This is a genomic window from Salmonella sp. SAL00670, assembly GCF_046552235.1.
GTDB lineage: Bacteria > Pseudomonadota > Gammaproteobacteria > Enterobacterales > Enterobacteriaceae > Salmonella > Salmonella enterica.
The window spans coordinates 230,015-254,394 of sequence record NZ_JBGDUO010000002.1 but is presented as its reverse complement, the minus strand read 5'-3'; the positions used below and the strand labels follow the sequence as shown (position 1 = coordinate 254,394).

General features: G+C 54.0%; 29 protein-coding genes and 1 CRISPR repeat array. Of the genes, 23 read left to right on the top strand and 6 right to left on the bottom strand.

Translation table 11 applies throughout. The annotated features are described in order from the left end of the window. The first annotated feature begins 4 nt into the window (after positions 1-4). From casB to cas2e, 6 genes are read left to right on the top strand one after another with little or no spacing between them, the layout of a single operon-like run. Positions 5-607: a type I-E CRISPR-associated protein Cse2/CasB gene (gene casB, locus ACLJRS_RS08700; protein ID WP_000935104.1), complete on the top strand. Its 603-nt coding sequence runs from the start codon at positions 5-7 to the stop codon at positions 605-607. 22 nt (positions 608-629) lie between these two features. Beyond that, positions 630-1,688 carry a type I-E CRISPR-associated protein Cas7/Cse4/CasC gene (gene cas7e / locus ACLJRS_RS08695; protein WP_001670238.1) on the top strand — a complete coding sequence of 353 codons (1,059 nt, stop codon included), beginning with the start codon at positions 630-632 and terminating at the stop codon, positions 1,686-1,688. A 9-nt stretch (positions 1,689-1,697) separates the two neighbouring features. Further along, on the top strand, positions 1,698-2,423 hold the full coding sequence (gene cas5e, locus ACLJRS_RS08690; RefSeq protein ID WP_410957779.1) for a type I-E CRISPR-associated protein Cas5/CasD: 726 nt from the start codon (positions 1,698-1,700) through the stop codon (positions 2,421-2,423). Further along, complete coding sequence (gene cas6e, locus ACLJRS_RS08685) at positions 2,423-3,127, top strand: type I-E CRISPR-associated protein Cas6/Cse3/CasE (protein ID WP_000281416.1); 705 nt, start codon at positions 2,423-2,425, stop codon at positions 3,125-3,127. Before cas5e ends, cas6e begins: the two co-directional genes overlap by 1 nt. After that, positions 3,127-4,044 carry a type I-E CRISPR-associated endonuclease Cas1e gene (gene cas1e, locus ACLJRS_RS08680; protein WP_000118676.1) on the top strand — a complete coding sequence of 306 codons (918 nt, stop codon included), beginning with the start codon at positions 3,127-3,129 and terminating at the stop codon, positions 4,042-4,044. Before cas6e ends, cas1e begins: the two co-directional genes overlap by 1 nt. Before the next feature lie 2 nt (positions 4,045-4,046). Further along, positions 4,047-4,340: a type I-E CRISPR-associated endoribonuclease Cas2e gene (gene cas2e / locus ACLJRS_RS08675; RefSeq protein ID WP_000062285.1), complete on the top strand. Its 294-nt coding sequence runs from the start codon at positions 4,047-4,049 to the stop codon at positions 4,338-4,340. Between the two features lie 84 nt (positions 4,341-4,424). Next, a CRISPR array of direct repeats spans positions 4,425-5,490; the repeat unit is 29 nt; unit sequence GTGTTCCCCGCGCCAGCGGGGATAAACCG. A gap of 300 nt (positions 5,491-5,790) precedes the next feature. Here cas2e and ACLJRS_RS08670 read toward each other — a convergent pair. Continuing rightward, a complete protein-coding gene (locus tag ACLJRS_RS08670; RefSeq protein ID WP_000490481.1) occupies positions 5,791-6,837 on the bottom strand; it encodes an aminopeptidase in 1,047 nt (348 codons plus the stop codon). A 250-nt stretch (positions 6,838-7,087) separates the two neighbouring features. Between ACLJRS_RS08670 and cysD the strand changes: the two genes are divergently transcribed. The 10 genes from cysD (at position 7,088) to ACLJRS_RS08620 (ending at position 14,529) form a co-directional block, all read left to right on the top strand. Then, on the top strand, positions 7,088-7,996 hold the full coding sequence (gene cysD, locus ACLJRS_RS08665) for a sulfate adenylyltransferase subunit CysD (protein WP_000372384.1): 909 nt from the start codon (positions 7,088-7,090) through the stop codon (positions 7,994-7,996). A 9-nt stretch (positions 7,997-8,005) separates the two neighbouring features. Next, positions 8,006-9,445 (top strand): sulfate adenylyltransferase subunit CysN, encoded by a 1,440-nt coding sequence (gene cysN / locus ACLJRS_RS08660; RefSeq protein WP_410957778.1) that lies wholly within the window; start codon positions 8,006-8,008, stop codon positions 9,443-9,445. Then, positions 9,432-10,037, top strand: a complete 606-nt coding sequence (gene cysC / locus ACLJRS_RS08655) for an adenylyl-sulfate kinase (RefSeq protein WP_001173663.1) — start codon at positions 9,432-9,434, stop codon at positions 10,035-10,037. The genes cysN and cysC overlap by 14 nt, the downstream gene beginning before the upstream one ends. Before the next feature lie 50 nt (positions 10,038-10,087). Continuing rightward, complete coding sequence (locus tag ACLJRS_RS08650) at positions 10,088-10,411, top strand: DUF3561 family protein (RefSeq protein ID WP_001537530.1); 324 nt, start codon at positions 10,088-10,090, stop codon at positions 10,409-10,411. Positions 10,412-10,601: 190 nt separating this feature from the next. Next, on the top strand, positions 10,602-10,913 hold the full coding sequence (gene ftsB / locus ACLJRS_RS08645) for a cell division protein FtsB (protein ID WP_000517480.1): 312 nt from the start codon (positions 10,602-10,604) through the stop codon (positions 10,911-10,913). 18 nt (positions 10,914-10,931) lie between these two features. Beyond that, complete coding sequence (gene ispD, locus ACLJRS_RS08640) at positions 10,932-11,642, top strand: 2-C-methyl-D-erythritol 4-phosphate cytidylyltransferase (RefSeq protein WP_000741641.1); 711 nt, start codon at positions 10,932-10,934, stop codon at positions 11,640-11,642. Next, positions 11,642-12,121: a 2-C-methyl-D-erythritol 2,4-cyclodiphosphate synthase gene (gene ispF / locus ACLJRS_RS08635; RefSeq protein WP_001219244.1), complete on the top strand. Its 480-nt coding sequence runs from the start codon at positions 11,642-11,644 to the stop codon at positions 12,119-12,121. Before ispD ends, ispF begins: the two co-directional genes overlap by 1 nt. Beyond that, entirely contained in the window at positions 12,118-13,167 is a 1,050-nt protein-coding gene (gene truD / locus ACLJRS_RS08630) for a tRNA pseudouridine(13) synthase TruD (protein WP_000134243.1), read from the top strand. The genes ispF and truD overlap by 4 nt, the downstream gene beginning before the upstream one ends. Beyond that, entirely contained in the window at positions 13,148-13,909 is a 762-nt protein-coding gene (gene surE / locus ACLJRS_RS08625) for a 5'/3'-nucleotidase SurE (protein ID WP_001221538.1), read from the top strand. Before truD ends, surE begins: the two co-directional genes overlap by 20 nt. Further along, positions 13,903-14,529 carry a protein-L-isoaspartate(D-aspartate) O-methyltransferase gene (locus ACLJRS_RS08620; RefSeq protein ID WP_000253545.1) on the top strand — a complete coding sequence of 209 codons (627 nt, stop codon included), beginning with the start codon at positions 13,903-13,905 and terminating at the stop codon, positions 14,527-14,529. The genes surE and ACLJRS_RS08620 overlap by 7 nt, the downstream gene beginning before the upstream one ends. Before the next feature lie 138 nt (positions 14,530-14,667). Here ACLJRS_RS08620 and ACLJRS_RS08615 read toward each other — a convergent pair whose 3' ends face one another. Beyond that, a complete protein-coding gene (locus tag ACLJRS_RS08615) occupies positions 14,668-14,826 on the bottom strand; it encodes a peptidase (protein ID WP_223148970.1) in 159 nt (52 codons plus the stop codon). On the opposite strand from ACLJRS_RS08615, the gene nlpD reads away from it, so the two are divergent. Both nlpD and rpoS read left to right on the top strand, forming a co-directional pair. Further along, on the top strand, positions 14,756-15,838 hold the full coding sequence (nlpD, locus tag ACLJRS_RS08610; RefSeq protein ID WP_223149274.1) for a murein hydrolase activator NlpD: 1,083 nt from the start codon (positions 14,756-14,758) through the stop codon (positions 15,836-15,838). The genes ACLJRS_RS08615 and nlpD overlap by 71 nt on opposite strands. Positions 15,839-15,900: 62 nt before the next feature. Next, positions 15,901-16,893, top strand: coding sequence for an RNA polymerase sigma factor RpoS (rpoS, locus tag ACLJRS_RS08605; protein WP_000081498.1), 993 nt, complete (start codon positions 15,901-15,903; stop codon positions 16,891-16,893). Positions 16,894-16,937: 44 nt separating this feature from the next. On the opposite strand, the gene ACLJRS_RS08600 is transcribed toward rpoS, so the two are convergent. The 3 genes from ACLJRS_RS08600 to ACLJRS_RS08590 are packed head-to-tail and all read right to left on the bottom strand — an operon-like array spanning position 16,938 to position 19,205. After that, a complete protein-coding gene (locus ACLJRS_RS08600) occupies positions 16,938-17,174 on the bottom strand; it encodes a non-oxidative hydroxyarylic acid decarboxylases subunit D (RefSeq protein ID WP_000562964.1) in 237 nt (78 codons plus the stop codon). Positions 17,175-17,184: 10 nt separating this feature from the next. After that, positions 17,185-18,612, bottom strand: a complete 1,428-nt coding sequence (locus ACLJRS_RS08595) for a non-oxidative hydroxyarylic acid decarboxylases subunit C (protein WP_000863177.1) — start codon at positions 18,610-18,612, stop codon at positions 17,185-17,187. Then, complete coding sequence (locus ACLJRS_RS08590; RefSeq protein ID WP_001237182.1) at positions 18,612-19,205, bottom strand: non-oxidative hydroxyarylic acid decarboxylases subunit B; 594 nt, start codon at positions 19,203-19,205, stop codon at positions 18,612-18,614. Before ACLJRS_RS08590 ends, ACLJRS_RS08595 begins: the two co-directional genes overlap by 1 nt. Positions 19,206-19,375: 170 nt before the next feature. On the opposite strand from ACLJRS_RS08590, the gene ACLJRS_RS08585 reads away from it, so the two are divergent. Then, on the top strand, positions 19,376-19,780 hold the full coding sequence (locus ACLJRS_RS08585; RefSeq protein WP_000423338.1) for a MarR family winged helix-turn-helix transcriptional regulator: 405 nt from the start codon (positions 19,376-19,378) through the stop codon (positions 19,778-19,780). A gap of 18 nt (positions 19,781-19,798) precedes the next feature. On the opposite strand, the gene ygbI is transcribed toward ACLJRS_RS08585, so the two are convergent. After that, positions 19,799-20,563 carry a DNA-binding transcriptional repressor YgbI gene (gene ygbI, locus ACLJRS_RS08580; protein WP_000613184.1) on the bottom strand — a complete coding sequence of 255 codons (765 nt, stop codon included), beginning with the start codon at positions 20,561-20,563 and terminating at the stop codon, positions 19,799-19,801. A gap of 196 nt (positions 20,564-20,759) precedes the next feature. Between ygbI and ltnD the strand changes: the two genes are divergently transcribed. From ltnD to ACLJRS_RS08560, 4 genes are read left to right on the top strand one after another with little or no spacing between them, the layout of a single operon-like run. Then, positions 20,760-21,683 (top strand): L-threonate dehydrogenase, encoded by a 924-nt coding sequence (gene ltnD, locus ACLJRS_RS08575; RefSeq protein WP_000206952.1) that lies wholly within the window; start codon positions 20,760-20,762, stop codon positions 21,681-21,683. Next, positions 21,677-22,939, top strand: coding sequence for a 3-oxo-tetronate kinase (gene otnK, locus ACLJRS_RS08570; RefSeq protein ID WP_000912485.1), 1,263 nt, complete (start codon positions 21,677-21,679; stop codon positions 22,937-22,939). Before ltnD ends, otnK begins: the two co-directional genes overlap by 7 nt. Beyond that, on the top strand, positions 22,936-23,574 hold the full coding sequence (locus ACLJRS_RS08565; RefSeq protein WP_000153636.1) for an aldolase: 639 nt from the start codon (positions 22,936-22,938) through the stop codon (positions 23,572-23,574). Before otnK ends, ACLJRS_RS08565 begins: the two co-directional genes overlap by 4 nt. Before the next feature lie 4 nt (positions 23,575-23,578). Beyond that, the gene (locus ACLJRS_RS08560) at positions 23,579-24,355 is read left to right on the top strand and encodes an HPr family phosphocarrier protein (protein ID WP_001136888.1); all 777 of its coding nucleotides are present in this window, start codon (positions 23,579-23,581) and stop codon (positions 24,353-24,355) included. The last annotated feature ends 25 nt before the right edge of the window (positions 24,356-24,380 follow it).

The following is a 24,380-nucleotide window of genomic DNA, read 5'->3' as shown; positions in this document are numbered from 1 at the left end:
AAATATGCTGAATAGCAATACAGCAGTGTTATGCAGAATTCTCCACCCCGATGCGCAGAAGGCACTACTTGACTGGTTTGCTACGCTGTCTGAGCGTTATGAGTGCAAGGATGGTAAACGAGTCAACGGTCGCGCCTGGCGGGCTGAGTTGAAAAGAATGGCGCCGCCATATGGCGTAATGATATGTGAAGGGCATGACGCTCTCCGCCAGGCTCTGCTTAAACATATGCGACTGCAACCTCTTGATGAGATGGCTCTGGCTCTGTTTGTCAGCGTCGCTGTGCATATTAAGAGTCATAAGGCGAATATTAGTTTCGCTGCGCAGTTAGGGGAAAAGCTTAAAGGTTCCACGTCGTGCGTTTCTGGTCTGCGTTTTGAACGTTTGCAAAAAGCGTCCGACCCGGAAACATTTTGCCAGTTGTTGATTCAGGCAGTGAAGATTCGCGGTACGGAGGGGGTGAATGTTCTTTCACTTGCCGATGGCATTTTCCTGTGGATGGAAGAGTGGCAACGACGCGAAAACCATCAGCCGGAATTCCGTAACCCCTTTGAACGAAATTGCATCCGTTGGGCGAACGAATATCTTTCCACGTCGCGTGGCAAATAATCATTTTTAGAAGGATTTGATAATGACAACTTTTATTCAACTGCATTTATTGACTGCTTATGCGCCCGCTAACCTGAACCGTGATGAGTCTGGCAGACCGAAGACCGCGTTTATGGGAGGAGTTGAGCGTTTACGCGTATCGTCGCAAAGTCTGAAGCGTGCCTGGCGGGTGTCGGAAACTTTTGAAGCGGCAATGGATGGCTTTATGGGTAAGCGTACTCGTCGAATTGGCGTGGATTATGTTTATCGTCCGATGAAAGATGCCGGAATTGAAGAAAAAATTGCTAAGAGTTCGTCTGAGTTAATCGCTAAGCAATTTGGCAAGCTTAAAAGTGATAAAGATGCGAAACCGGAAAAAAATCTCGAAATTGAGCAGATCGTTCACGTCAGTAACCATGAAATTAGTTTGATTAAACAACTGGTTGATACGCTAATTGCCGACAAACGCGAACCTAACGATGAAGAAGTGAAGCTTCTGCGCAAAGAGCAGCGTAGCGTAGATATGGCGCTGTTTGGCCGTATGCTGGCGTCATCGCCTGAGTTCAACGTCGAGGCTGCTTGTCAGGTATCCCATGCGTTGGGCGTAAGTGCCGTGACCGTTGAGTCTGATTTTTTCACCGCCGTTGACGATCTGAATAATAAAGAGGAAGACGCAGGTTCCGGGCATATGGGCGAGCAGGGTTTTGCCTCGGCGCTTTTCTATACCTATGTCTGTATCAGCCGCGATCTGCTGGTGGAAAACCTGGGTGGTAACGAAGAACTGGCGAAGCGTACTATCGCGGCACTCACTGAAACAGCGTTAACCGTCTCGCCAACCGGTAAACAAAACAGCTTCGCTTCTCGTGCCTATGCCACCTATGCGTTGGCCGAAGTCGGGCAAAAACAACCGCGTTCTCTGGCGGCGGCATTTTTCCAGCCGGTACGCGATACCGATCAAATTCCTGCGGCAATAACCCGTTTAAAACAGCAGCGCGCCAGCTTCGATAGCGTATACGGAAACTGTGCAGACGATTATCGCGAGTTGAACGTTCAGGAAGGTACGGGATCTCTGGCGGAATTACTGGCCTTTGTTAGCCAGTAAGGATGAATAATGAAGGAATATCTGGTTTTTCAGCTCTATGCGCCGCTGGCGTCGTGGGGGGAAGAAGCGTCTGGCGAGATTCGCCACTCAGCTACGGTTCCCACGCGCTCTGCGCTATTGGGTCTGCTTGCCGCAGCATTAGGAATTCGTCGCGACGAAGAAGCGCTGCTGAATAACTTTAACCAGCACTATCATCTGGCGGTGCACGCGTTGGCTTCACAAGATCGCTGGTTGCGAGATTATCACACCGTTGGCGCGCCGCGAGAAAACAAAAAGTATCGTTATTACACGCGCCGGGATGAACTGACTCTTGCGCCGGATGAAGTGGGGACGCTTATCTCGCAGCGAGAATATCGCTGCGACGGCTACTGGCATGTGGCAATAAGCGCCACGCCTGATGCACCACATTCGCTTAGCGAATTGCGAGAGGCGCTGCTGACACCGCATTTTCCGCTCTATCTGGGGAGAAAATCCTGCCCGCTGGCGTTACCGTTAGCGGCGCGTTTAATGACCGGCACCTTAAAAGAGGTATTCACCCATGCTGTGGAGGAGATTTCCGCAGCAGAATTAAGTGGATTTACCCTGCGTGAGGGCATTTGTTATTGGGATGATCCTGATGAGGAGAGTCTGGTCTGGCAACAAAAGCAGCATAGCAATAACCAGCCAGTTAGCCGCCAACGCTGGCAGTTTGGCGGCTACACCCGCTTCAATGGGCCGTTGCAGGAGAGAACATAATGTATCTTTCTCGTATTCAACTCCGGTTTAATAATTTGCGACCGGAGATGTTGGCAAAGTGGAATTCAGCCAGGCCTTATGCCAGCCACCAGTGGTTATGGCAGCTCTTTCCGGAACAGGAATTGCGTCAGTTTCTGTTTCGCGAAGAGGCGCATGGCGGCTTTTTTATGCTCTCGGCAATACCGCCGTTATTGCAGCACACCCTGTTTCTTATTGAAACCAAACCATTTAATCCGCAACTGACAAATGGTCTTGAGCTTGATTTTCAACTACGAGCTAACCCGGTGATAACCCGTAACGGTAAGCGCAGTGACGTGATGATGAACGCGAAACATCAGGCGAAGGCGAATGGTGTGGAGAAAGAGCGGTGGTGGGAGCTTCAACAGCAGGCCGCGCAGGCGTGGCTGGAACAACAAGGGCAGCAGCATGGTTTCCGGTTGATTGCACCGGAACCTGATGATTTCGCTATGTGGGCTGGTGACGAGTACAGTGAATTGCAGGCGCATTGTGGATGCGTGCAAGCGTATCAGCAGCATCGTTTTGTCCGTAAAGACCAGGAAACCCCAATCACTTTCAGTAGCGTTGATTTTAGCGGTGCGCTCTGTATCACCGATGCAGCACTGTTTAAACAGGCTTTATTTTCCGGATTAGGTAAAAGTAAAGCGCTGGGCTGCGGAATGCTGATGGTAAAAAGGAAACGCTGATGAGCTGGCTGCCGCTGAATCCCATCCCGTTGAAAGACCGTGTTTCGATGATATTTCTCCAGTACGGACAAATAGATGTGATCGACGGTGCGTTTGTGCTTATCGATAAAACGGGTGTACGTACCCATATTCCTGTTGGATCGGTGGCCTGCATCATGCTGGAACCGGGGACGCGGGTTTCCCATGCCGCCGTGCGACTTGCGGCAACGGTGGGTACGTTACTGGTGTGGGTGGGGGAAGCGGGCGTACGCGTTTACGCTTCGGGGCAGCCTGGTGGTGCCCGTTCCGACAAATTGCTTTATCAGGCGAAACTTGCACTGGATGAAGATTTGCGGCTGAAGGTCGTGCGTAAAATGTTTGAATTACGTTTTGGCGAACCCGCGCCGAGCCGTCGTTCTGTAGATCAATTGCGTGGTATTGAGGGGAGCCGTGTGTGGGCAACCTATGCACTACTTGCTAAGCAGTATGGCGTGAAATGGCAGGGACGTCGCTACGATCCGAAAGACTGGGAGAAAGGCGATGTCATTAATCAGTGTATCAGCTCGGCAACCTCCTGCCTCTATGGCGTAACGGAGGCGGCAATACTGGCTGCCGGATATGCGCCCGCGATTGGATTTGTGCACACCGGCAAGCCGCTTTCTTTTGTCTATGATATTGCCGATATCATTAAATTTGAGACCGTTGTACCGAAAGCATTTGAAATTGCGCGACGTAATCCTGCCGAGCCTGATCGTGATGTCCGTATTGCCTGCCGGGATATCTTCCGCAGTGGAAAAACATTGGCGAAATTGATTCCTCTTATTGAAGATGTTCTCGCGGCAGGGGAAATTCAACCGCCGTTACCTCCTGAAGATTCACAACCCATAGCGATCCCTCTTCCTGTTGCGTTGGGAGATTCCGGTCATCGGAGTACCTAACGATGAGTATGCTGGTTGTCGTTACCGAAAATGTTCCTCCTCGTCTGCGGGGGAGGCTGGTCGTCTGGTTACTGGAAATTCGAGCTGGTGTGTATGTTGGTGATGTTTCCGCAAAGATCCGCGAGATGATATGGCAACAGGTTTCCGTTCTGGCAGATGAGGGAAATGTTGTTATGGCGTGGGCGACAAATACAGAATCAGGTTTTGAGTTTCAGACTTTTGGTGTAAATCGACGTATTCCGGTAGATCTTGATGGACTGCGATTGGTGTCGTTTCTACCTGTTGAAAATCAATAAGTTATAGATCTTTAAAAATTAGGAAAAGTTGGTGGGTTTTTTGTGCGCTAAAAAAGTATTTAAATTCAATTGGGTAGATTTAGGGTGTTCCCCGCGCCAGCGGGGATAAACCGCTGGAACGGCAGTATTTAAAAGGGGTTATTGAGTGTTCCCCGCGCCAGCGGGGATAAACCGCGCGGGGCTGGTATTCGATACAGACCCGGCTAGTGTTCCCCGCGCCAGCGGGGATAAACCGGGAATAAAAATGAATTTGAGTCAACTCTATAAGTGTTCCCCGCGCCAGCGGGGATAAACCGATTATCCCGGAAATCGTGATCAACTACGCAGGGTGTTCCCCGCGCCAGCGGGGATAAACCGGCATTCCCGATCGTCAACCAGAGAACTGGCACGTGTTCCCCGCGCCAGCGGGGATAAACCGATTGTTATTGCGGTAACGGATAATTTATCATTGTGTTCCCCGCGCCAGCGGGGATAAACCGCCGAATATGGTGATAATGTTGCACCTTCGCTCGTGTTCCCCGCGCCAGCGGGGATAAACCGAACAGTGGTTTTAGGTTGTCGGTGCTGATCCCGTGTTCCCCGCGCCAGCGGGGATAAACCGATTAAACAACAGGATTTTGCAATTACTGTTGGGTGTTCCCCGCGCCAGCGGGGATAAACCGCAGACGGCAGCAGCGTGAAACACGTCAGTATTGTGTTCCCCGCGCCAGCGGGGATAAACCACCAATAACCGAAATATCCACGGTGGAAATTTCGTGTTCCCCGCGCCAGCGGGGATAAACCGTCAGCTGTTCCATACTCACCCCCTGTGCAATCGTGTTCCCCGCGCCAGCGGGGATAAACCGGCGATGTATGCCGCGACGATCGAGAGCGAACTGTGTTCCCCGCGCCAGCGGGGATAAACCGCAGCAGATGAAAAATATTTACAGATTGGTAAAGTGTTCCCCGCGCCAGCGGGGATAAACCGGGGCGAAAACGCGCTTTGAAATTCGCACGGTCGTGTTCCCCGCGCCAGCGGGGATAAACCGAAAAAATCCCGCTGACAATATTTTGCCACCTCGTGTTCCCCGCGCCAGCGGGGATAAACCGCCGGACGACCCGATGGGGATCCTGCCGTTGCTGTGTTCCCCGCGCCAGCGGGGATAAACCGGGAGTATTTGAAATGTACTATAAGGACTTCATGTGTTCCCCGCGCCAGTTCTTCAGCTGGCAACGACAGAATGCGTGTTCCCCGCGCCAGCGGGGATAAACCGGGGGCTTGTTAATATTTCTCTCACTGACTACGGTGTTCCCCGCGCCAGCGGGGATAAACCGCCGGAAAACTATCTCTATCGCAGGCTGGATATGTGTTCCCCGCGCCAGCGGGGATAAACCGTTCCAAAGGTACTCCCATATCTCCAGCCAACGGTGTTCCCCGCGCCAGCGGGGATAAACACGTTTCACCAGCATATCAGGACGTTTTTTCCGCCTTCGCCAGCTCTTTTACCAACGGCAGCATTATCCGCACTACATCGCGGCTACGGCGCTCAATTCGCCCAGGCAGCGCCTTGTCAATATGCTGTTGATTATCAAGCCGTACGTCGTGCCAGCTATTGCCGTTCGGGAAGGATGCATTTTTCACGCGTTGCTGGTATCCGTCTTTTTTACCCAGATTCCAGTTCGTCGCCTCAACAGAAAGCACCGATATTCCCGCTTTATCGAAAACCTCCGCATCATTACAGCAACCCGTTCCTTTGGGGTAGGATGGATTGCGTCCCGGATTGGTGTTGGCGGCGATACCATAACGGCGCGCAATCGCTAATGCTCGATCGCGGGTCAGTGTACGCACCGCTTCCGGCGTATTTTTCCCGCTATTAAAATAGAGCTTGTCGCCAACAATCAGGTTATCGAGATTAATCACCAGCAGCGTATTTTTCTTCTCAGCGTCACTCATTCGTTTGAGTAAATTTTCCGCGCCTAGCTTTCCCTCTTCTTCCCCGCTGGTGGCGATAAAACGAATCCCATAATGGGTCGGTATATCTTTCAGACGCGCCGCCAGTTCCAGCATAACGCCTAATCCCGCGGCATTATCATCCATTCCCTGTAACGTTAAACCGCCCAGATTGGCATCGACATCAGCGTCGCTCTGCGGAGCGTACGTATCCAGATGCGCCATAATGATGATCTGTTGCGGCACGCGCCCTTCATGGGCGGCGATGACCGTGCTGCCCGTCACGTTATGCCAGTTTTTGCGATTATCCTTCGTGGTATAAATAAATCGGCTATTAAACGTTCGAATATCGCTTTGGTATCCCATCTGGGTAAATTGTTGGCGTAAATAATCGGCAGACAACATCTCGGCGGGGGAGCCCGTCATTCTCCCGGGAAAAAAGGTGGCGATATGTCGTGCCTGAGTATTCGCTATTTCACCAGGCCCTGGTGATGCTGCTTGTGCAGGAAGGATAAAGCCTACGCCGAGCGCCAGAATGACGGCAAAGCGGCGCGTTGCGGAAAACATAATGAGTCCTTAAATACAGAACAAAATTTTACGTGGCTAGTATGAAACCGCGATCGTGTTAATACAATTTCATTTGCTCCTAAATGCTGGCAATCCGGTACGTTAAGCATTTTTTGATATTGGTTTTTGGGCCGCGTTATTCCTTTGAGGAACTACTCATTCCAATTCGTCATTTCATTCACTCTCCTGCGCTCCCTATAGTCGTGTAATCGAAATGTTTAGCAAAAAACGGTATTGCAAAGGAACGGTTATGGATCAAAAACGACTCACCCACCTGCGGCAACTGGAGGCGGAAAGTATCCACATTATCCGTGAAGTGGCAGCGGAATTCGCTAATCCGGTCATGCTGTACTCCATTGGTAAAGACTCCAGCGTCATGCTGCATCTGGCGCGTAAGGCGTTTTATCCGGGTACGTTACCGTTCCCGCTATTGCACGTTGATACCGGTTGGAAATTCCGTGAGATGTACGCCTTTCGCGATCGTACCGCCAACGCATATGGCTGCGAGTTGCTGGTACATAAAAATCCGGAAGGCGTGGCGATGGGCATCAATCCGTTCGTTCACGGTAGCGCTAAGCACACCGACATTATGAAAACCGAAGGGTTAAAGCAGGCGCTGAATAAGTACGGTTTTGATGCCGCGTTCGGCGGCGCACGGCGCGATGAGGAAAAATCCCGTGCGAAAGAACGTATTTACTCCTTTCGTGACCGTTTCCATCGCTGGGACCCGAAAAATCAGCGTCCAGAGTTGTGGCGTAACTATAACGGTCAGATTAATAAAGGCGAAAGTATACGCGTCTTCCCGCTCTCCAACTGGACAGAGCAGGATATCTGGCAATACATCTGGCTGGAAAACATCGACATCGTGCCGCTGTATTTGGCTGCTGAACGCCCGGTTCTGGAACGTGACGGCATGTTGATGATGGTGGATGACGATCGTATCGATCTCCAGCCTGGCGAAGTCATCAAAAAAAGGATGGTGCGCTTCCGTACACTTGGCTGTTGGCCGCTCACCGGGGCGGTGGAATCCCACGCGCAAACGCTGCCGGAAATTATCGAAGAGATGCTGGTTTCTACCACCAGCGAGCGCCAGGGGAGGATGATTGACCGCGATCAGGCGGGGTCGATGGAGCTTAAAAAACGTCAGGGGTATTTCTAAGGAGCCGCCATGAACACCATACTTGCACAAAAAATCGCCAATGAAGGCGGCGTCGAAGCCTGGATGATGGCCCAACAACACAAAAGCCTGCTGCGTTTTTTAACCTGTGGCAGCGTTGATGACGGTAAAAGTACGTTGATAGGTCGTTTGCTGCACGATACCCTGCAAATTTATGAAGATCAGCTCTCTTCTCTGCATAATGACAGTAAACGTCATGGCACGCAGGGAGAAAAACTCGATCTGGCGCTGCTGGTAGATGGGCTACAGGCCGAGCGTGAGCAGGGCATTACTATTGACGTCGCGTACCGCTATTTCTCCACGGAAAAACGAAAATTTATTATCGCCGACACGCCGGGCCATGAACAATATACCCGGAATATGGCGACCGGAGCGTCCACCTGCGATCTGGCGATCCTACTGATCGACGCGCGTAAAGGCGTGCTGGATCAGACGCGTCGCCATAGCTTTATCTCCACTCTGTTGGGGATCAAACACCTGGTGGTGGCAATCAACAAAATGGATCTCGTTGACTACCGCGAAGAGACCTTCGCCCGTATTCGTGAAGATTACCTGACCTTTGCTGAACAGTTGCCGGGCGATCTGGATATTCGCTTTGTCCCGCTTTCGGCGCTGGAAGGGGATAATGTCGCCGCGCAGAGCGCGAATATGCGCTGGCACAGCGGTCCGACGCTGCTGGAAGTCCTGGAAACGGTAGACATACAGCGTGCGGTAGACCGTCAGCCGATGCGCTTTCCGGTACAATACGTCAATCGCCCGAATCTTGATTTTCGGGGGTATGCCGGCACTCTGGCGTCTGGTAGCGTCAAAGTCGGAGAGCGCATTAAAGCGCTGCCGTCCGGCGTGGAATCCAGCGTGGCGCGTATCGTCACTTTTGATGGCGACAAAGAAGAAGCCTGTGCGGGCGAAGCCATTACCCTGGTACTCAACGACGACATTGATATTAGCCGCGGCGATCTGCTGCTGGCGGCAAACGAGACGCTGGCACCTGCGCGGCACGCTGCGATCGACGTGGTATGGATGGCGGAACAGCCGCTGGCGCCGGGCCAAAGCTACGATGTTAAACTTGCGGGTAAGAAAACCCGCGCGCGTATCGAGGCTATTCGCTATCAGATTGATATCAACAATCTGACCCAACGAGACGTCGAGAGCCTGCCGTTAAACGGTATTGGTCTGGTGGAGATGACATTCGATGAGCCGCTCGCGCTGGATATTTATCAGCAAAATCCGGTGACGGGCGGACTGATTTTTATCGACCGACTTTCTAACGTTACCGTGGGCGCTGGCATGGTGCGGGAACTGGATGAACGCGGAGCGACGCCGCCCGTGGAATACAGTGCGTTTGAGCTGGAGCTGAATGCGCTGGTACGCCGTCATTTTCCGCACTGGGACGCCCGAGATTTGCTGGGAGATAAACATGGCGCTGCATGATGAGAACGTGGTCTGGCACTCTCATCCCGTTACTGTCGCCGCCCGTGAACAGCTCCACGGCCACCGTGGCGTGGTGCTGTGGTTTACCGGACTCTCCGGTTCGGGAAAGTCAACGGTGGCCGGCGCGCTGGAAGAGGCGTTACATCAGCGTGGCGTCAGTACCTACCTGTTGGATGGCGATAATGTGCGCCACGGTTTGTGCCGTGATTTAGGTTTTAGCGATGCCGATCGCCAGGAAAATATTCGGCGGGTAGGCGAAGTGGCCAGTCTGATGGCGGACGCCGGCCTGATTGTTTTGACGGCATTTATTTCTCCGCACCGCGCCGAGCGGCAACTGGTAAAAGAGCGCGTCGGCCACGATCGTTTTATCGAGATTTATGTCAATACGCCGCTGGCTATCTGTGAACAGCGCGATCCTAAAGGGTTGTATAAAAAAGCGCGCGCGGGCGAGTTGCGTAACTTTACCGGCATCGACGCCATTTACGAAGCGCCTGACTCGCCCCAGGTTCATCTTAATGGTGAACAATTAGTAACAAATTTGGTTTCCCAATTATTAGACCTGCTGAGACGGCGCGATATTATCAGATCCTGAGACACCACCGGGCTTGTATGCCTGGTATGGTCAAGGTTACAGGATTTAATATGCGTAATAGCCATAACATTACTTTCACAAGGTCAGACGCCTTCATGGTCGACGATGACGCCACCAGTGCATTTCCGGGGGCGGTGGTCGGCTTTGTGTCATGGCTGCTGGCGTTGGGGATCCCTTTTCTGCTTTATGGCCCTAACACGCTGTTTTTTTTCCTCTATACCTGGCCCTTTTTCCTCGCGTTAATGCCGGTATCGGTGATTATCGGCATTGCGTTGCATCTGTTGGTAAAGGGCAAAATACTTTTTAGCATCATGTTTACTCTACTGGCCGTAGGCGCGCTGTTCGGCGCGTTATTCATATGGCTATTAGGGTAGACGGGTTATCACTGCGCCTCCGGTCATAATTCAAACCGTAACCAACAATGAGATTATGTTCTCCTTACTCGGGTATACGTAACATCCGGCAAATGTGGTACATTTGCCGGCGTTGTCGCGGCAATCCCGTCCTGAATGTGGAGTCACAGAGGACGTTATGGGATGATGATGCCGTTTTTCAGGGGGCAGGATGGGTAAACTAACGCTGCTGTTGCTGGCTTTACTGGTCTGGCTACAGTACTCGCTGTGGTTCGGTAAGAACGGCATACATGACTATAGCCGCGTCAACGATGATGTGGTCGCGCAGCAGGCGACAAACGCCAAACTTAAAGCGCGTAACGATCAGCTTTTTGCCGAAATTGACGATCTCAATGGCGGCCAGGAAGCGATTGAGGAGCGCGCGCGCAACGAACTTAGCATGACCAAACCGGGCGAAACCTTCTATCGTCTGGTGCCTGACGCCTCAAAACGCGCGGCAACGGCGGGGCAAACTCATCGATAAACCATCCAGGGATTTAACATGGCAGCCACTTTATTGGACGTTTGCGCCGTGGTGCCGGCGGCCGGATTTGGCCGCCGAATGCAAACAGAATGTCCTAAGCAGTATCTCTCAATCGGTAATAAAACCATTCTGGAGCACTCAGTTCATGCGCTGCTGGCGCATCCTCGGGTGACACGCGTTGTTATTGCTATCAGCCCTGGCGATCATCGCTTTGCCCAACTTCCGCTGGCGGATCATCCGCAAATCACCGTTGTGGATGGCGGCAACGAACGCGCTGATTCCGTTTTGGCCGGGTTACAGGCCGTTGCAGAGGCGCAGTGGGTGCTGGTGCACGACGCGGCAAGACCCTGTTTGCATCAGGATGACCTTGCGCGGTTACTGGCCATCAGCGAAAACAGCCGGGTCGGCGGTATTCTCGCCAGTCCGGTGCGCGACACCATGAAACGCGGCGAACCGGGGAAAAACGCGATTGCCCATACCGTAGAGCGCGCCGATTTATGGCACGCGCTCACCCCGCAGTTTTTCCCCCGCGAACTCTTGCACGATTGTCTGACGCGTGCGCTGAATGAAGGCGCGACCATCACCGACGAGGCGTCAGCGCTGGAGTATTGTGGTTTTCATCCGGCGCTGGTAGAAGGTCGCGCGGATAACATCAAGGTCACCCGTCCGGAAGATCTGGCGCTGGCGGAATTTTATCTGACCCGAACCATCCACCAGGAGAAAGCATAATGCGAATTGGACACGGTTTTGACGTACACGCGTTTGGCGGAGAAGGGCCGATTATTATTGGCGGCGTGCGTATCCCTTATGAAAAAGGGCTATTGGCGCATTCCGATGGCGATGTGGCGTTACATGCGCTGACCGATGCGCTGCTGGGCGCGGCGGCGCTTGGCGATATCGGCAAGCTCTTCCCGGATACCGATCCGGCATTTAAGGGAGCGGATAGCCGCGAACTACTGCGTGAAGCCTGGCGTCGTATTCAGGCGAAGGGGTACACCCTCGGCAACGTGGATGTCACCATTATTGCGCAGGCGCCGAAAATGCTGCCGCATATTCCGCAAATGCGCGTCTTTATCGCCGAAGATCTCGGTTGCCATATGGATGACGTTAACGTGAAGGCGACGACGACGGAAAAGCTCGGATTTACCGGACGCGGAGAAGGCATTGCCTGCGAAGCGGTCGCGTTGCTGATGAAGGCGGCGAAATGACAGAGTTTGACAATCTCACCTGGCTGCACGGAAAACCACAAGGTAGCGGATTGCTGAAAGCGAATCCGGAAGATTTTGTGGTGGTCGAAGATTTAGGCTTTACGCCGGATGGTGAAGGCGAGCACATTCTGCTGCGTATTTTGAAAAACGGTTGCAATACCCGTTTTGTCGCTGACGCGCTGGCGAAATTCCTGAAAATTCACGCTCGCGAAGTGAGCTTTGCCGGGCAAAAAGATAAACACGCCGTTACCGAGCAGTGGCTGTGCGCGCGCGTGCCGGGGAAAGAGATGCCCGATTTCAGCGCCTTTCAGCTGGAAGGTTGTAAAGTGCTGGAATACGCGCGTCACAAGCGTAAGCTGCGTTTAGGCGCGCTGAAAGGCAATGCCTTTACTCTGGTGTTGCGTGAAATAAGCGATCGCCGCGATGTCGAAACACGATTGCAGGCGATTCGCGATGGCGGCGTGCCGAACTATTTTGGTGCACAGCGATTCGGCATTGGCGGCAGCAACTTGCAGGGCGCGCTGCACTGGGCGCAAAGTAACGCGCCGGTGCGCGATCGCAATAAACGCAGTTTTTGGTTGTCGGCGGCACGTAGCGCGTTGTTTAATCAAATTGTTCACCAGCGGCTGAAGAAACCAGACTTTAATCAAGTTGTTGACGGCGATGCGCTACAATTAGCGGGGCGTGGAAGCTGGTTCGTCGCGACATCTGAAGAACTGCCTGAATTGCAGCGCCGGGTAGACGAAAAAGAGCTGATGATTACAGCGTCGTTGCCGGGCAGCGGAGAGTGGGGAACACAGCGTGCGGCGCTGGCGTTTGAGCAAGATGCCATTGCCCAGGAAACGGTGTTGCAATCGCTGTTGCTGCGCGAAAAAGTAGAGGCGTCGCGCAGAGCGATGCTGCTTTATCCGCAACAATTAAGCTGGAACTGGTGGGATGACGTTACCGTCGAGTTACGTTTCTGGCTGCCCGCAGGCAGTTTTGCCACCAGCGTAGTAAGGGAACTGATCAACACAATGGGTGATTATGCGCATATTGCTGAGTAACGATGACGGGGTTCACGCGCCCGGTATACAAACGCTGGCGAAAGCGCTGCGTGAGTTTGCTGATGTACAGGTCGTAGCCCCGGATCGTAACCGCAGCGGCGCGTCTAATTCCCTCACGCTGGAATCTTCGCTTCGTACTTTTACCTTTGATAATGGCGATATCGCCGTACAGATGGGGACGCCGACCGATTGCGTCTATCTGGGCGTTAATGCCTTAATGCGTCCGCGTCCGGATATTGTCGTTTCCGGTATTAACGCGGGTCCGAATCTGGGCGATGATGTGATCTATTCCGGTACTGTCGCCGCGGCGATGGAAGGTCGTCATCTCGGCTTTCCGGCATTAGCGGTCTCCCTTAACGGCTATCAACATTATGATACGGCTGCAGCCGTGACTTGCGCGCTTTTGCGAGGGTTAAGCCGGGAGCCGTTGCGTACCGGGCGTATTCTCAACGTGAATGTCCCGGATCTACCGTTAGCGCAGGTTAAAGGCATCCGCGTGACTCGCTGTGGTAGCCGCCATCCAGCGGATAAAGTAATCCCGCAGGAAGATCCGCGCGGTAATACATTGTACTGGATTGGCCCGCCGGGCGATAAATACGATGCCGGGCCGGATACCGATTTCGCGGCGGTGGATGAAGGCTACGTCTCCGTCACGCCGTTGCATGTGGATTTAACCGCGCACAGCGCGCATGATGTGGTTTCAGACTGGTTAGACAGCGTGGGAGTTGGCACGCAATGGTAAGTGGACGTGTACAGGCTCTTCTTGAACAATTGCGCGCGCAGGGCATCAGAGATGAGCAGGTGCTTAATGCGCTTGCTGCAGTGCCGCGCGAGAAATTTATTGATGAAGCGTTTGAACATAAGGCCTGGGAAAATATCGCTTTGCCGATAGGCCAGGGTCAGACGATTTCGCAGCCCTATATGGTGGCGCGAATGACGGAACTGCTCGAACTGACGCCGCAATCCAGGGTGCTGGAAATTGGCACCGGTTCCGGCTATCAGACGGCGATTCTGGCGCATCTGGTACATCACGTTTGCTCCGTTGAGCGGATTAAGGGGCTGCAATGGCAGGCGCGTCGCCGCCTGAAGCAGCTCGATTTACATAATGTTTCTACCCGTCATGGCGATGGCTGGCAAGGCTGGCAGGCGCGTGCGCCGTTTGACGCTATCATTGTGACGGCCGCGCCGCCGGAAATTCCTACCGCGCTCATGGCACAGTTGGATGAAGGCGGCATTCTTGTTCTGCCCGTGGGCGATGAGCAGCAGTTTTTGAAACGCGTGCGTCGCCGGGGCGGCGAATTTATTATCGATACCGTGGAGGCCGTTCGCTTCGTCCCGTTAGTCAAGGGAGAGCTGGCCTAGTTTGCCCTGCAAACACCCACTCTTACGCCTGATGAAGCCGAAACGAATACCTGGAGTTTTCCTGGTTATTCCCGGTGGGTTAAGCGTATCGTGAACACATTTTCCCGTGTTCACTTAATGCGTTGCACGGTTCTTACGTCACTGGTTGTTAACCAAATTTTTTCCTGGGGGATAAATGAGCGCGGGAAGCCCAAAATTCACCGTTAGTCGCATTGCGGCACTATCACTGGTTTCACTATGGCTGGCAGGTTGTACCAGTTCGTCAAACCCTCCGGCGCCGGTCACGTCTGTGGACAGTGGTTCGTCATCAAATACCAATTCCGGGATGTTGATCACACCGCCGCCAAAAATGGGCGCGACGACGCAACAAACGCCGCAACAAGCGCCGCAAATTCAACCCGTTCAGCGTCCTGTAACGCAGCCCATGCAAACTCAACCGGTCACGGAACAACCCGTGCAGATGGAAAATGGGCGAATTGTATACAATCGCCAGTATGGGAATATTCCGAAAGGTAGCTATACGGGTGGCAGTACTTACACCGTGAAAAAGGGTGATACGCTTTTTTACATCGCCTGGATTACCGGGAACGATTTCCGCGATCTGGCCCAGAGAAACAGTATTTCTGCCCCGTATAGCCTGAATGTAGGGCAAACTTTGCAAGTTGGTAACGCATCCGGCACGCCAATTACTGGCGGAAATGCGATCACCCAGGCGGATGCAGCACAGCAAGGAGTTGTGACCAGGTCTGCACAAAATTCCACCGTTGCAGTTGCGTCTCAACCAACAATTACGTATTCTGAGGGCTCAGGTGAACAAAGTGCTAACAAAATGTTGCCAAACAACAAGCCTGCTGGGACGGTTGTCACAGCGCCTGTAACGGCACCAACGGTAAGCACGACCGAACCAAATGCAAGCAGTACGTCAACCAGCGCGCCGATTTCCGCATGGCGCTGGCCGACGGATGGCAAAGTGATCGAAAACTTTGGCGCTTCCGAAGGGGGCAATAAAGGGATCGACATTGCAGGCAGTAAGGGACAGGCTATCGTCGCAACCGCTGATGGGCGCGTCGTATATGCCGGTAACGCACTGCGTGGTTACGGTAATCTTATTATCATCAAACATAACGATGATTACCTGAGTGCCTACGCCCATAATGATACGATGCTGGTCCGGGAACAACAGGAAGTTAAGGCGGGGCAAAAAATCGCTACTATGGGTAGCACCGGCACCAGCTCTACACGCTTGCATTTTGAAATTCGTTACAAGGGGAAATCCGTAAACCCGCTGCGTTATTTACCGCAGCGATAAAGCGGCGGAACCAGGCTTTGACTTGCTAGTTCCGTCAAGGGATCACGGGTAGGAGCCACCTTATGAGTCAGAATACGCTGAAAGTTCATGATTTAAATGAAGACGCGGAATTTGATGAGAACGGAGTAGAGGCTTTTGACGAAAAAGCCTTGAGTGAAGAGGAACCCAGTGATAACGACCTGGCTGAAGAAGAGCTGTTATCGCAAGGGGCCACACAGCGTGTGTTGGACGCGACTCAGCTTTACCTTGGTGAGATTGGGTATTCACCACTGTTAACAGCCGAAGAAGAAGTCTATTTTGCGCGTCGCGCACTGCGTGGAGATGTCGCTTCTCGCCGTCGCATGATTGAGAGTAACCTGCGTCTGGTGGTAAAAATTGCCCGCCGTTATGGCAATCGTGGACTGGCGTTGCTGGACCTGATTGAAGAGGGCAACCTGGGGCTTATCCGTGCAGTCGAGAAGTTTGACCCGGAACGCGGGTTCCGCTTCTCAACATACGCAACCTGGTGGATTCGCCAGACAATCGAACGGGCGATTATGAACCAAACCCGTACGATTCGCTTGCCGATTCACATTGTTAAAGAGCTGAACGTATACCTGCGCACCGCACGTGAGTTGTCGCATAAACTGGACCACGAACCGAGTGCGGAAGAAATTGCAGAGCAACTGGATAAACCGGTTGATGACGTCAGCCGTATGCTTCGTCTCAACGAGCGCATTACCTCGGTAGACACCCCGCTGGGCGGTGATTCCGAAAAAGCGTTGCTGGACATCCTGGCCGATGAAAAAGAGAACGGTCCGGAAGACACCACGCAAGATGACGATATGAAACAGAGCATCGTCAAATGGTTGTTCGAACTGAACGCCAAACAGCGTGAAGTGCTGGCGCGCCGTTTCGGTCTGCTGGGATATGAAGCTGCGACACTGGAAGATGTAGGCCGTGAAATCGGTCTTACGCGTGAACGTGTTCGTCAGATTCAGGTTGAAGGCCTGCGCCGTCTGCGCGAAATTCTGCAGACGCAGGGGCTGAATATCGAAGCGCTGTTCCGCGAGTAAGTACCCTTGTCAAAAAAAGGCCAGTCGACAGACTGGCCTTTTTTTTACCGTTTGTCTTCTGCCAGCAGCGGCGGGATACTCGGCACCATTGGCGCGTCATCAATATCTTTTTGCGTCATGCGAAACGCTTGTGGATAGTGTTCGCGGCTGGTACGGCGTAACGGTTCGGTATCGCGCCAGGTATACAGACAATGCTGACACTGATATACCGTCCAGACTCCTTTTACCGGCGAAGTCGCCATGAGTTCAATATGTGCATCGGCACAGCGTGGACAAATCATCGGTTACTCCTTATTTACGGTTGGCCAGCATGGCGGTCAGCTTTTCAGCCCAGGCTTTAGTTTCCGGTAAATCAACAACCGGCTGGCTATAGTGACCACGGTTATCTGGCGCAACCGGCGTGGTGGCGTCAATGATCAGCTTGTCGGTAATCCCCGCCGGGCTTGAGCCCGGGTCCAGTTCCAGGACGGACATATTCGGTAGCTGTACCAGATCGCCTGCCGGATTCACTTTCGACGACAACGCCCACATCACCTGTGGCAGATTGAATGGATCGACATCTTCATCGACCATGATCACCATCTTCACATATCCCAGACCGTGCGGCGTCGTCATCGCTCGCAGGCCCACCGCACGGGCAAAGCCGCCGTAGCGTTTTTTGGTCGAGATGATGGCCAGCAAGCCGTGGGTGTACATGGCGTTTACCGCCTGCACTTCCGGAAATTCGGTTTTCAGCTGTTGATACAGTGGCACGCAGGTCGCCGGCCCCATCAGGTAGTCGATTTCTGTCCACGGCATACCTAAATAGAGCGATTCAAAAATGGGTTTGCTGCGGTAAGAGATCTTATCGATACGCACCACGGTCATGTTGCGACCGCCGGAATAGTGGCCGGTAAATTCGCCGAACGGTCCTTCAATTTCACGTTTACGGCTTTCGATGACCCCTTCAAGAATGACTTCAGATCCCCACGGCACATCAAAACCGGTCAGCGGCGCGGTGGCGATAGGATAGGGGCTTTCACGCAGCGCGCCTGCCATTTCATACTCTGACTGATCGTATTTCAGCGGCGTTGCGCCCATCAGGGTAATGATCGGATCGTTACCCAACGTGATCGCAATCGGCAGATCTTCCCCGCGCTCTTCAGCTTTGTGCAGGTGCAATGCGATATCATGCATCGGCACTGGTTGCAGACCCAGCTTACGCTTGCCTTTAACTTCCATGCGGTAGATGCCGACATTCTGCTTGCCGAAGTTATCGGGATCGAGCGGATCGCGTGATACCACACAGGCTTTATCCAGATAGAATCCGCCGTCGCCGTCGTTCAGACGAAACAGCGGCAGGATATCAAACAGGTTGATCGCGTCGCCGTCGACGGTATTTTCCACCCAGCCCGGATTCGCCCGCCGTTCCGGCGCTACCGGAAAATTGTCCCAGCGGCGAATAAATTCATCGATCTGTTTTTTAACCGGCGTGTTAGGCGGCAAACCCAGTGAGATGGCATGGTTCTGCCAGGAACCGATGGTATTCATCGCCACGCGGGCGTCGGTAAAACCACGAATATTGTCAAACCACAGCGCGGGCGCGCCATCGCCGATGCGTCCCGTTGCGTTGGCAGCGGCTGCGAGATCCGGCTCCGCATTCACTTCCTCGCTGATTTTCAGCAGTTGTCCCTGCTGATCCAGCGCATGTAAAAAACTGCGCAAATCATCAAATGCCATTATCCATTCTCCTGTGAAAAATTTGCTGTCTGTCGCAGTCCTTGCCAGCGGCGCGTGCGCGTATGCTCCAGACCAAACTGGTCGAGAACGCGCGCTACGATGTGCTGGATAATATCGTCAACGGTTTGCGGCAGGTTGTAGAACGCGGGCATGGGCGGCACTATCGCCACCCCCATACGAGAAAGCGCTAGCATGTTTTCCAGATGAATCGTGCTGAGCGGCATTTCCCGCGGCACAAGCACCAGCTTGCGACCCTCTTTCAACACGACATCGGCAGCGCGTCCCACCAGCCCCTCGGCATAGCCGGCGCGAACCCCCGCCAGTGTTTTCATACTGCAGGGGATAATAATCATGCCGTCGGTACGAAATGAGCCGGAGGAAATGGTCGCCGCCTGATCGGCCGGGCTATGACAATAATCTGCCAGGGCGGCTACCTCAGCGGGCGTGTAGGGCGTCTCCAGTTCAATAGTGGTTTTCGCCCACTTTGACATTACCAGATGCGTTTCAACATCAGGTATCGCCCGCAATGCCTGGAGTAGCTCGACGCCAAGCGGCGCGCCGGTCGCACCGGTCATCCCCACAATCAATCTCATTTCTTACCTCAAATATCGTTCGTATACGAACATTTTGATCAAAATACGCCCACACGGCCTTTGCGACAAGATCGCTCCCGACGCCTGCGCACGTTTAGCTAAAGCATTCGTCATTAAAAAACCGTGCATAAGTCGTTATGATAGAAAAAGTTAATTTATCCGGAGCGCTCATGGAGTTACGAAACACCGCGTTTCATCTGTTACGCCAACTTTTTCAGCAACATACCGCACGCTGGCAGCATGAACTACCGGAGCTCACCAAACCTCAATATGCGGTGATGCGCGTTATTGCTGAACATCCGGGTATTGAACAGGTCGACCTGACCGAAGCGGCGGTCAGCACTAAAGCGACGCTGGCGGAGATGTTAAGCCGGATGGAAAATCGTGGGCTGGTAAAGCGAGAAAACGATCCGCTGGATAAACGTCGGCGTTTTGTCTATCTCACCGTTCAGGGCCAAACGTTGCTCGCCGCCGCGATACCACTGGGGGATCGCGTTGACGATGAATTTTTGGGGCGACTGAGCGCTGAAGAACGCGAACAGTTTACGCAACTGGTACGCAAGATGATGACGTAAGCGGCTTGCGCCGCTTTGCTATTTTTTGGCCATCAGCAGTGAGATATCCACTTTAGCCAGCGCCCGAATTGCGCTTTCCGGCAGGCCGTCATCGGTGACGATTTGGTTGAATTCCGCCAGCGGTAACGCCAGCCACGTCGCGACCTGGCCGTATTTGGTCGCGTCGCACACCAGAATTTTTTGGCGGCTGGCGCTGGCGACGGCCCGTTTCACCGTGACTTTATCTTCTGCCGGCGTTGAAATACCGCGCACGCTCCAGGAAGAGGCGGAAATAAAGGCCTGGTCAATCATCAGCCCGCGCAAAAGCGTCGCCGCGGCTTCACCGACGCACGACCGGTTTTCCCGGCATACCGCCCCGCCAGTGTGAATAATTGTGCAATTGCTATTGTCCATCAGGTAATCGGCGATAACGAAATCATTGGTCACCACCGTAAGTTTATTCATCGTAACCAGCTGCCTGGCAATCGCCAGCGTGGTCGTACCTGCATCAAGGTAGATACAGCTTTCTGGCTGTACCAGGCTGGCGGCCAGTTTGCCAATCGCCGCTTTCTGCGGCGTCGCCAGTTCGGTTTTGATCTGATGCGAGGGTTCGTGCGCCACGCGAGTCGATGATTGCACGCCGCCAGAGACCTGGATTACCGCGCCTTGCTGCTCCAGTTTTTGTAAATCACGGCGGATAGTCATGTGGGATACATGCATGCGCTCGGTCAGTTCAGCGATACTGACGATGCCTTTCTCCGCCACCATATCAAGAATGATTTGTCGACGCTCAGTAGGTATCAACGTCTGCTCCTTTCTTTAGTCCTGTCGCGATTTTACGCGATTTCTCGTCACAGCGTGTGAAGTTCTATGAGGATTGCCTTCACAAAAAATAACACATTTTGTTATTTTTTGTGAAACAACTCACCGCAATTGTTTACAAAAACGCCTATATTCACATAACAAAACATAATATCACGTAAATTAACATGGAGTGATAATGACAACAGGAACTGATTTTCATGTCGGCATTGTGGGGCTTGGCTCAATGGGAATGGGCGCTGCGCGTTCATGCCTGCGCGCCGGGCTTTCCACATGGGGGGCCGATCTTAACCCGCAAGCGTGCGCGAATCTGCTCGCTGAAGGGGCTTGTGGGGCTGCCGCCAGCGCCAGGGAGTTCGCCGGCGTCGTGGATGCGTTAGTCATTCTGGTCGTCAATGCCGCCCAGGTCAGACAGGTGTTATTCGGTGAGGATGGCGTCGCCCATCTGATGAAACCCGGAAGCGCGGTGATGGTTTCGTCTACGATCTCAAGCGCCGACGCGCAAGAGATCGCCGCGGCGTTGACGGCATTGAATCTTAACATGCTGGATGCGCCGGTTTCCGGCGGCGCGGTAAAAGCGGCGCAGGGCGAAATGACGGTGATGGCCTCCGGGCGCGAGGCGGCGTTTACCCGCCTGAAGCCTGTGCTGGACGCCGTTGCCAGCAACGTTTATCGCATCAGCGATACACCGGGCGCAGGCTCAACCGTCAAAATCATTCATCAACTGCTGGCTGGAGTGCATATTGCGGCGGCGGCCGAAGCGATGGCGCTGGCCGCGCGGGCCGGTATTCCTCTGGACGTGATGTATGACGTCGTGACCCATGCCGCCGGCAACTCCTGGATGTTCGAAAACCGTATGCAGCATGTCGTTGACGGCGACTATACCCCGCGTTCGGCCGTCGACATTTTTGTCAAAGATTTGGGGCTGGTTGCCGACACGGCGAAAGCGCTGCGCTTCCCCTTACCGCTGGCCTCTACGGCGTTAAATATGTTCACCAGCGCCAGTAACGCCGGTTATGGCAAAGAGGATGACAGCGCTGTGATCAAAATTTTCTCAGGGATTACTCTGCCTGGCGTTACGCCTGAGGAGTCGTCATGTTAAAAATTGGCGTCATTGCCGACGATTTTACCGGCGCGACTGACATCGCCAGTTTTCTGGTCGAAAACGGGATGCCGACAGTGCAGATCAATGATGTCCCAACCGGGACGCAACCGGAAGGATGCGACGCGGTAGTTATCAGCCTGAAAACCCGCTCATGCCCGGCGCAAGAGGCGATAAAACAATCGCTGGCGGCGCTGGTATGGCTGAAAAAACAGGGCTGCCAGCAAGTCTATTTCAAATATTGCTCGACTTTCGATAGTACCGCCGAAGGCAATATCGGCCCGGTCACCGATGCGCTGATGGTGGCGCTGGATACCTCATTTACCGTGATTTCTCCCGCGCTGCCGGTTAACGGACGCACGGTTTATCAGGGCTATCTGTTTGTCATGAACCACTTGCTGGCGGAGTCCGGTATGCGCCACCACCCTATCAATCCGATGACCGACAGCTACCTGCCGCGTCTGATGGAAGCGCAGGCGCAAGGGCGCTGCGGCGTTATTCCGGCTCAGACGCTTGATGAAGGCGTTGCCGCGACCCGTGCGGCGCTGTCGCGTTTACAGCAGGAAGGATATCGCTACGCGGTACTTGACGCGCTCAATGAGCGGCACCTGGAAATCCAGGGCGAGGTTTTGCGTGATGCCCCGCTGGTGACCGGCGGTTCCGGGCTGGCAATGGGGCTGGCGCGTCAGTGGGCGAAGCACGGCGTTTCTCAGGCCCGTTCCGCAGGCTATCCGCTGAGCGGTCGCGCGGTGGTGCTTTCCGGTTCCTGTTCGCAAATGACGAATCAGCAGGTGGCCTTCTATCGACAACATGCTCCCACACGCGACGTTGACGTGGCGCGCTGCCTGTCATCCGAGGCGCGCGAGGCCTACGCTGAAGCGCTGGCGCAGTGGGTGCTCAGTCAGGACAGCGAACTGGCGCCAATGATTAGCGCCACCGCCTCCACGCAGGCGCTGGCCGCCATCCAGCAGCAATATGGCGCTACCGAAGCCAGCCATGCGGTAGAGGCGCTCTTTTCCCTGCTGGCCGCTCGCTTAACGGAAGGCGGTATCACCCGGTTTATCGTGGCGGGCGGCGAAACCTCGGGCGTGGTGACGCAAAGCCTCGGTATTACCGGTTTTCACATTGGACCGTGCATTTCACCCGGCGTGCCGTGGGTCAACGCGCTCCATGCGCCAGTCTCGCTGGCGCTAAAGTCAGGTAATTTTGGCGATGAATCCTTTTTCATCCGCGCTCAAAGGGAGTTTCAGGTATGACGATACTGGCAAAAGAAGAGCACGCTTTGCGAGAAGAGATGGTCAGGATAGCCGCCTCGTTTTTCCAGCGCGGCTATGCTACCGGCTCGGCAGGCAACCTCTCGCTGTTACTGCCGGACGGCAATATTCTGGCGACGCCCACCGGTTCGTGTCTGGGTAATCTCGACCCGCAGCGGCTATCCAAAGTGGACCCGCAAGGCGAATGGCTCAGCGGCGATAAACCGTCTAAAGAGGTGCGTTTTCATCTGGCGTTGTATCGCAATAACCCTTGCTGCAAGGCCGTGGTTCATCTGCACAGCACCTGGTCAACGGCGCTTTCCTGTCTCGAAGGACTGGACCCGCAAAATGTGATTCGCCCGTTTACCCCCTATGTGGTGATGCGGATGGGGGACATTCCGCTGGTTCCCTACTATCGCCCGGGAGATGACCGAATTGCCCGCGATTTGGCCGCGCTGGCGGCCCGGCATCAGGCCTTTTTACTGGCTAATCATGGGCCGGTCGTGTGCGGGGAGAATTTGCAGGAAGCCGCTAATAATACCGAGGAGCTGGAAGAGACGGCAAAGCTGATTTTCATCCTTGGCGAACGCCCGATTCGTTATTTAACCACCGAAGAAATTGCGCAGTTAAGGAGATAACCCGATGCCGCGTTTTGCCGCCAATTTGTCGATGATGTTTACCGAAGCGCCGTTTATCGAGCGTTTTGCCGCCGCTGCCGAAGCCGGTTTTCAGGCCGTTGAGTTTCTGTTCCCCTATGACTTTGCCGCCAGCGAGATTAAAGCCCAGCTATCGCGTCATAATCTGACGCTGGCGCTGTTTAATACTTCGGCGGGCGATACCGCGGCGGGCGAATGGGGACGTGCCGCGCTACCGGGGCGCGAACACGACGCGCGCGCCGATATCGATCTGGCTCTGGAATACGCTCTGGCGCTGGAATGCGAGCAGGTTCACATCATGGCGGGCGTAGTGCCGGATGGCGCTGATGGCGCACGTTATCGCGCCACGTTTATCGATAATTTGCGTTATGCCGCCGACCGGTTTGCCGCCCACGATAAACGTATTTTGATCGAAGCGCTGAGTCCCGGCGTTAAACCCGGCTACCTCTTTTCCAGCCAATATCAGGCGCTGGGCATCGCAGAAGAGGTTGACCGCCCGAATGTGTTCATCCAGCTCGACACTTTCCACGCGCAAAAAGTGGATGGCAATTTGAGTCACCTGATTCGCGAGTATGCGGGCCGCTATGCCCATGTACAAATCGCCTCGCTACCGGACAGACATGAACCGGATGATGGCGAGATCAACTACCCGTGGCTGTTCCGGCTGTTCGATGACGTAGGTTATCGCGGCTGGATAGGCTGCGAATACCAACCACGGAATACCACGCAGGACGGGCTTGGCTGGTTTAACGCCTGGCGCTAACCCTGAACTACCCTACACAACAATA

What these genes read in the sequence shown, in the direction of transcription:
- casB (WP_000935104.1), top strand. Translation starts at nt 5, where the DNA reads ATGCTGAATAGCAATACAGCAGTGTTATGCAGAATTCTCCACCCCGAT.
- cas7e (WP_001670238.1), top strand. Translation starts at nt 630, where the DNA reads ATGACAACTTTTATTCAACTGCATTTATTGACTGCTTATGCGCCCGCT.
- cas5e (WP_410957779.1), top strand. Translation starts at nt 1,698, where the DNA reads ATGAAGGAATATCTGGTTTTTCAGCTCTATGCGCCGCTGGCGTCGTGG.
- cas6e (WP_000281416.1), top strand. Translation starts at nt 2,423, where the DNA reads ATGTATCTTTCTCGTATTCAACTCCGGTTTAATAATTTGCGACCGGAG.
- cas1e (WP_000118676.1), top strand. Translation starts at nt 3,127, where the DNA reads ATGAGCTGGCTGCCGCTGAATCCCATCCCGTTGAAAGACCGTGTTTCG.
- cas2e (WP_000062285.1), top strand. Translation starts at nt 4,047, where the DNA reads ATGAGTATGCTGGTTGTCGTTACCGAAAATGTTCCTCCTCGTCTGCGG.
- ACLJRS_RS08670 (WP_000490481.1), bottom strand. Translation starts at nt 6,837, where the DNA reads ATGTTTTCCGCAACGCGCCGCTTTGCCGTCATTCTGGCGCTCGGCGTA.
- cysD (WP_000372384.1), top strand. Translation starts at nt 7,088, where the DNA reads ATGGATCAAAAACGACTCACCCACCTGCGGCAACTGGAGGCGGAAAGT.
- cysN (WP_410957778.1), top strand. Translation starts at nt 8,006, where the DNA reads ATGAACACCATACTTGCACAAAAAATCGCCAATGAAGGCGGCGTCGAA.
- cysC (WP_001173663.1), top strand. Translation starts at nt 9,432, where the DNA reads ATGGCGCTGCATGATGAGAACGTGGTCTGGCACTCTCATCCCGTTACT.
- ACLJRS_RS08650 (WP_001537530.1), top strand. Translation starts at nt 10,088, where the DNA reads ATGCGTAATAGCCATAACATTACTTTCACAAGGTCAGACGCCTTCATG.
- ftsB (WP_000517480.1), top strand. Translation starts at nt 10,602, where the DNA reads ATGGGTAAACTAACGCTGCTGTTGCTGGCTTTACTGGTCTGGCTACAG.
- ispD (WP_000741641.1), top strand. Translation starts at nt 10,932, where the DNA reads ATGGCAGCCACTTTATTGGACGTTTGCGCCGTGGTGCCGGCGGCCGGA.
- ispF (WP_001219244.1), top strand. Translation starts at nt 11,642, where the DNA reads ATGCGAATTGGACACGGTTTTGACGTACACGCGTTTGGCGGAGAAGGG.
- truD (WP_000134243.1), top strand. Translation starts at nt 12,118, where the DNA reads ATGACAGAGTTTGACAATCTCACCTGGCTGCACGGAAAACCACAAGGT.
- surE (WP_001221538.1), top strand. Translation starts at nt 13,148, where the DNA reads ATGCGCATATTGCTGAGTAACGATGACGGGGTTCACGCGCCCGGTATA.
- ACLJRS_RS08620 (WP_000253545.1), top strand. Translation starts at nt 13,903, where the DNA reads ATGGTAAGTGGACGTGTACAGGCTCTTCTTGAACAATTGCGCGCGCAG.
- rpoS (WP_000081498.1), top strand. Translation starts at nt 15,901, where the DNA reads ATGAGTCAGAATACGCTGAAAGTTCATGATTTAAATGAAGACGCGGAA.
- ACLJRS_RS08600 (WP_000562964.1), bottom strand. Translation starts at nt 17,174, where the DNA reads ATGATTTGTCCACGCTGTGCCGATGCACATATTGAACTCATGGCGACT.
- ACLJRS_RS08595 (WP_000863177.1), bottom strand. Translation starts at nt 18,612, where the DNA reads ATGGCATTTGATGATTTGCGCAGTTTTTTACATGCGCTGGATCAGCAG.
- ACLJRS_RS08590 (WP_001237182.1), bottom strand. Translation starts at nt 19,205, where the DNA reads ATGAGATTGATTGTGGGGATGACCGGTGCGACCGGCGCGCCGCTTGGC.
- ACLJRS_RS08585 (WP_000423338.1), top strand. Translation starts at nt 19,376, where the DNA reads ATGGAGTTACGAAACACCGCGTTTCATCTGTTACGCCAACTTTTTCAG.
- ltnD (WP_000206952.1), top strand. Translation starts at nt 20,760, where the DNA reads ATGACAACAGGAACTGATTTTCATGTCGGCATTGTGGGGCTTGGCTCA.
- otnK (WP_000912485.1), top strand. Translation starts at nt 21,677, where the DNA reads ATGTTAAAAATTGGCGTCATTGCCGACGATTTTACCGGCGCGACTGAC.
- ACLJRS_RS08565 (WP_000153636.1), top strand. Translation starts at nt 22,936, where the DNA reads ATGACGATACTGGCAAAAGAAGAGCACGCTTTGCGAGAAGAGATGGTC.
- ACLJRS_RS08560 (WP_001136888.1), top strand. Translation starts at nt 23,579, where the DNA reads ATGCCGCGTTTTGCCGCCAATTTGTCGATGATGTTTACCGAAGCGCCG.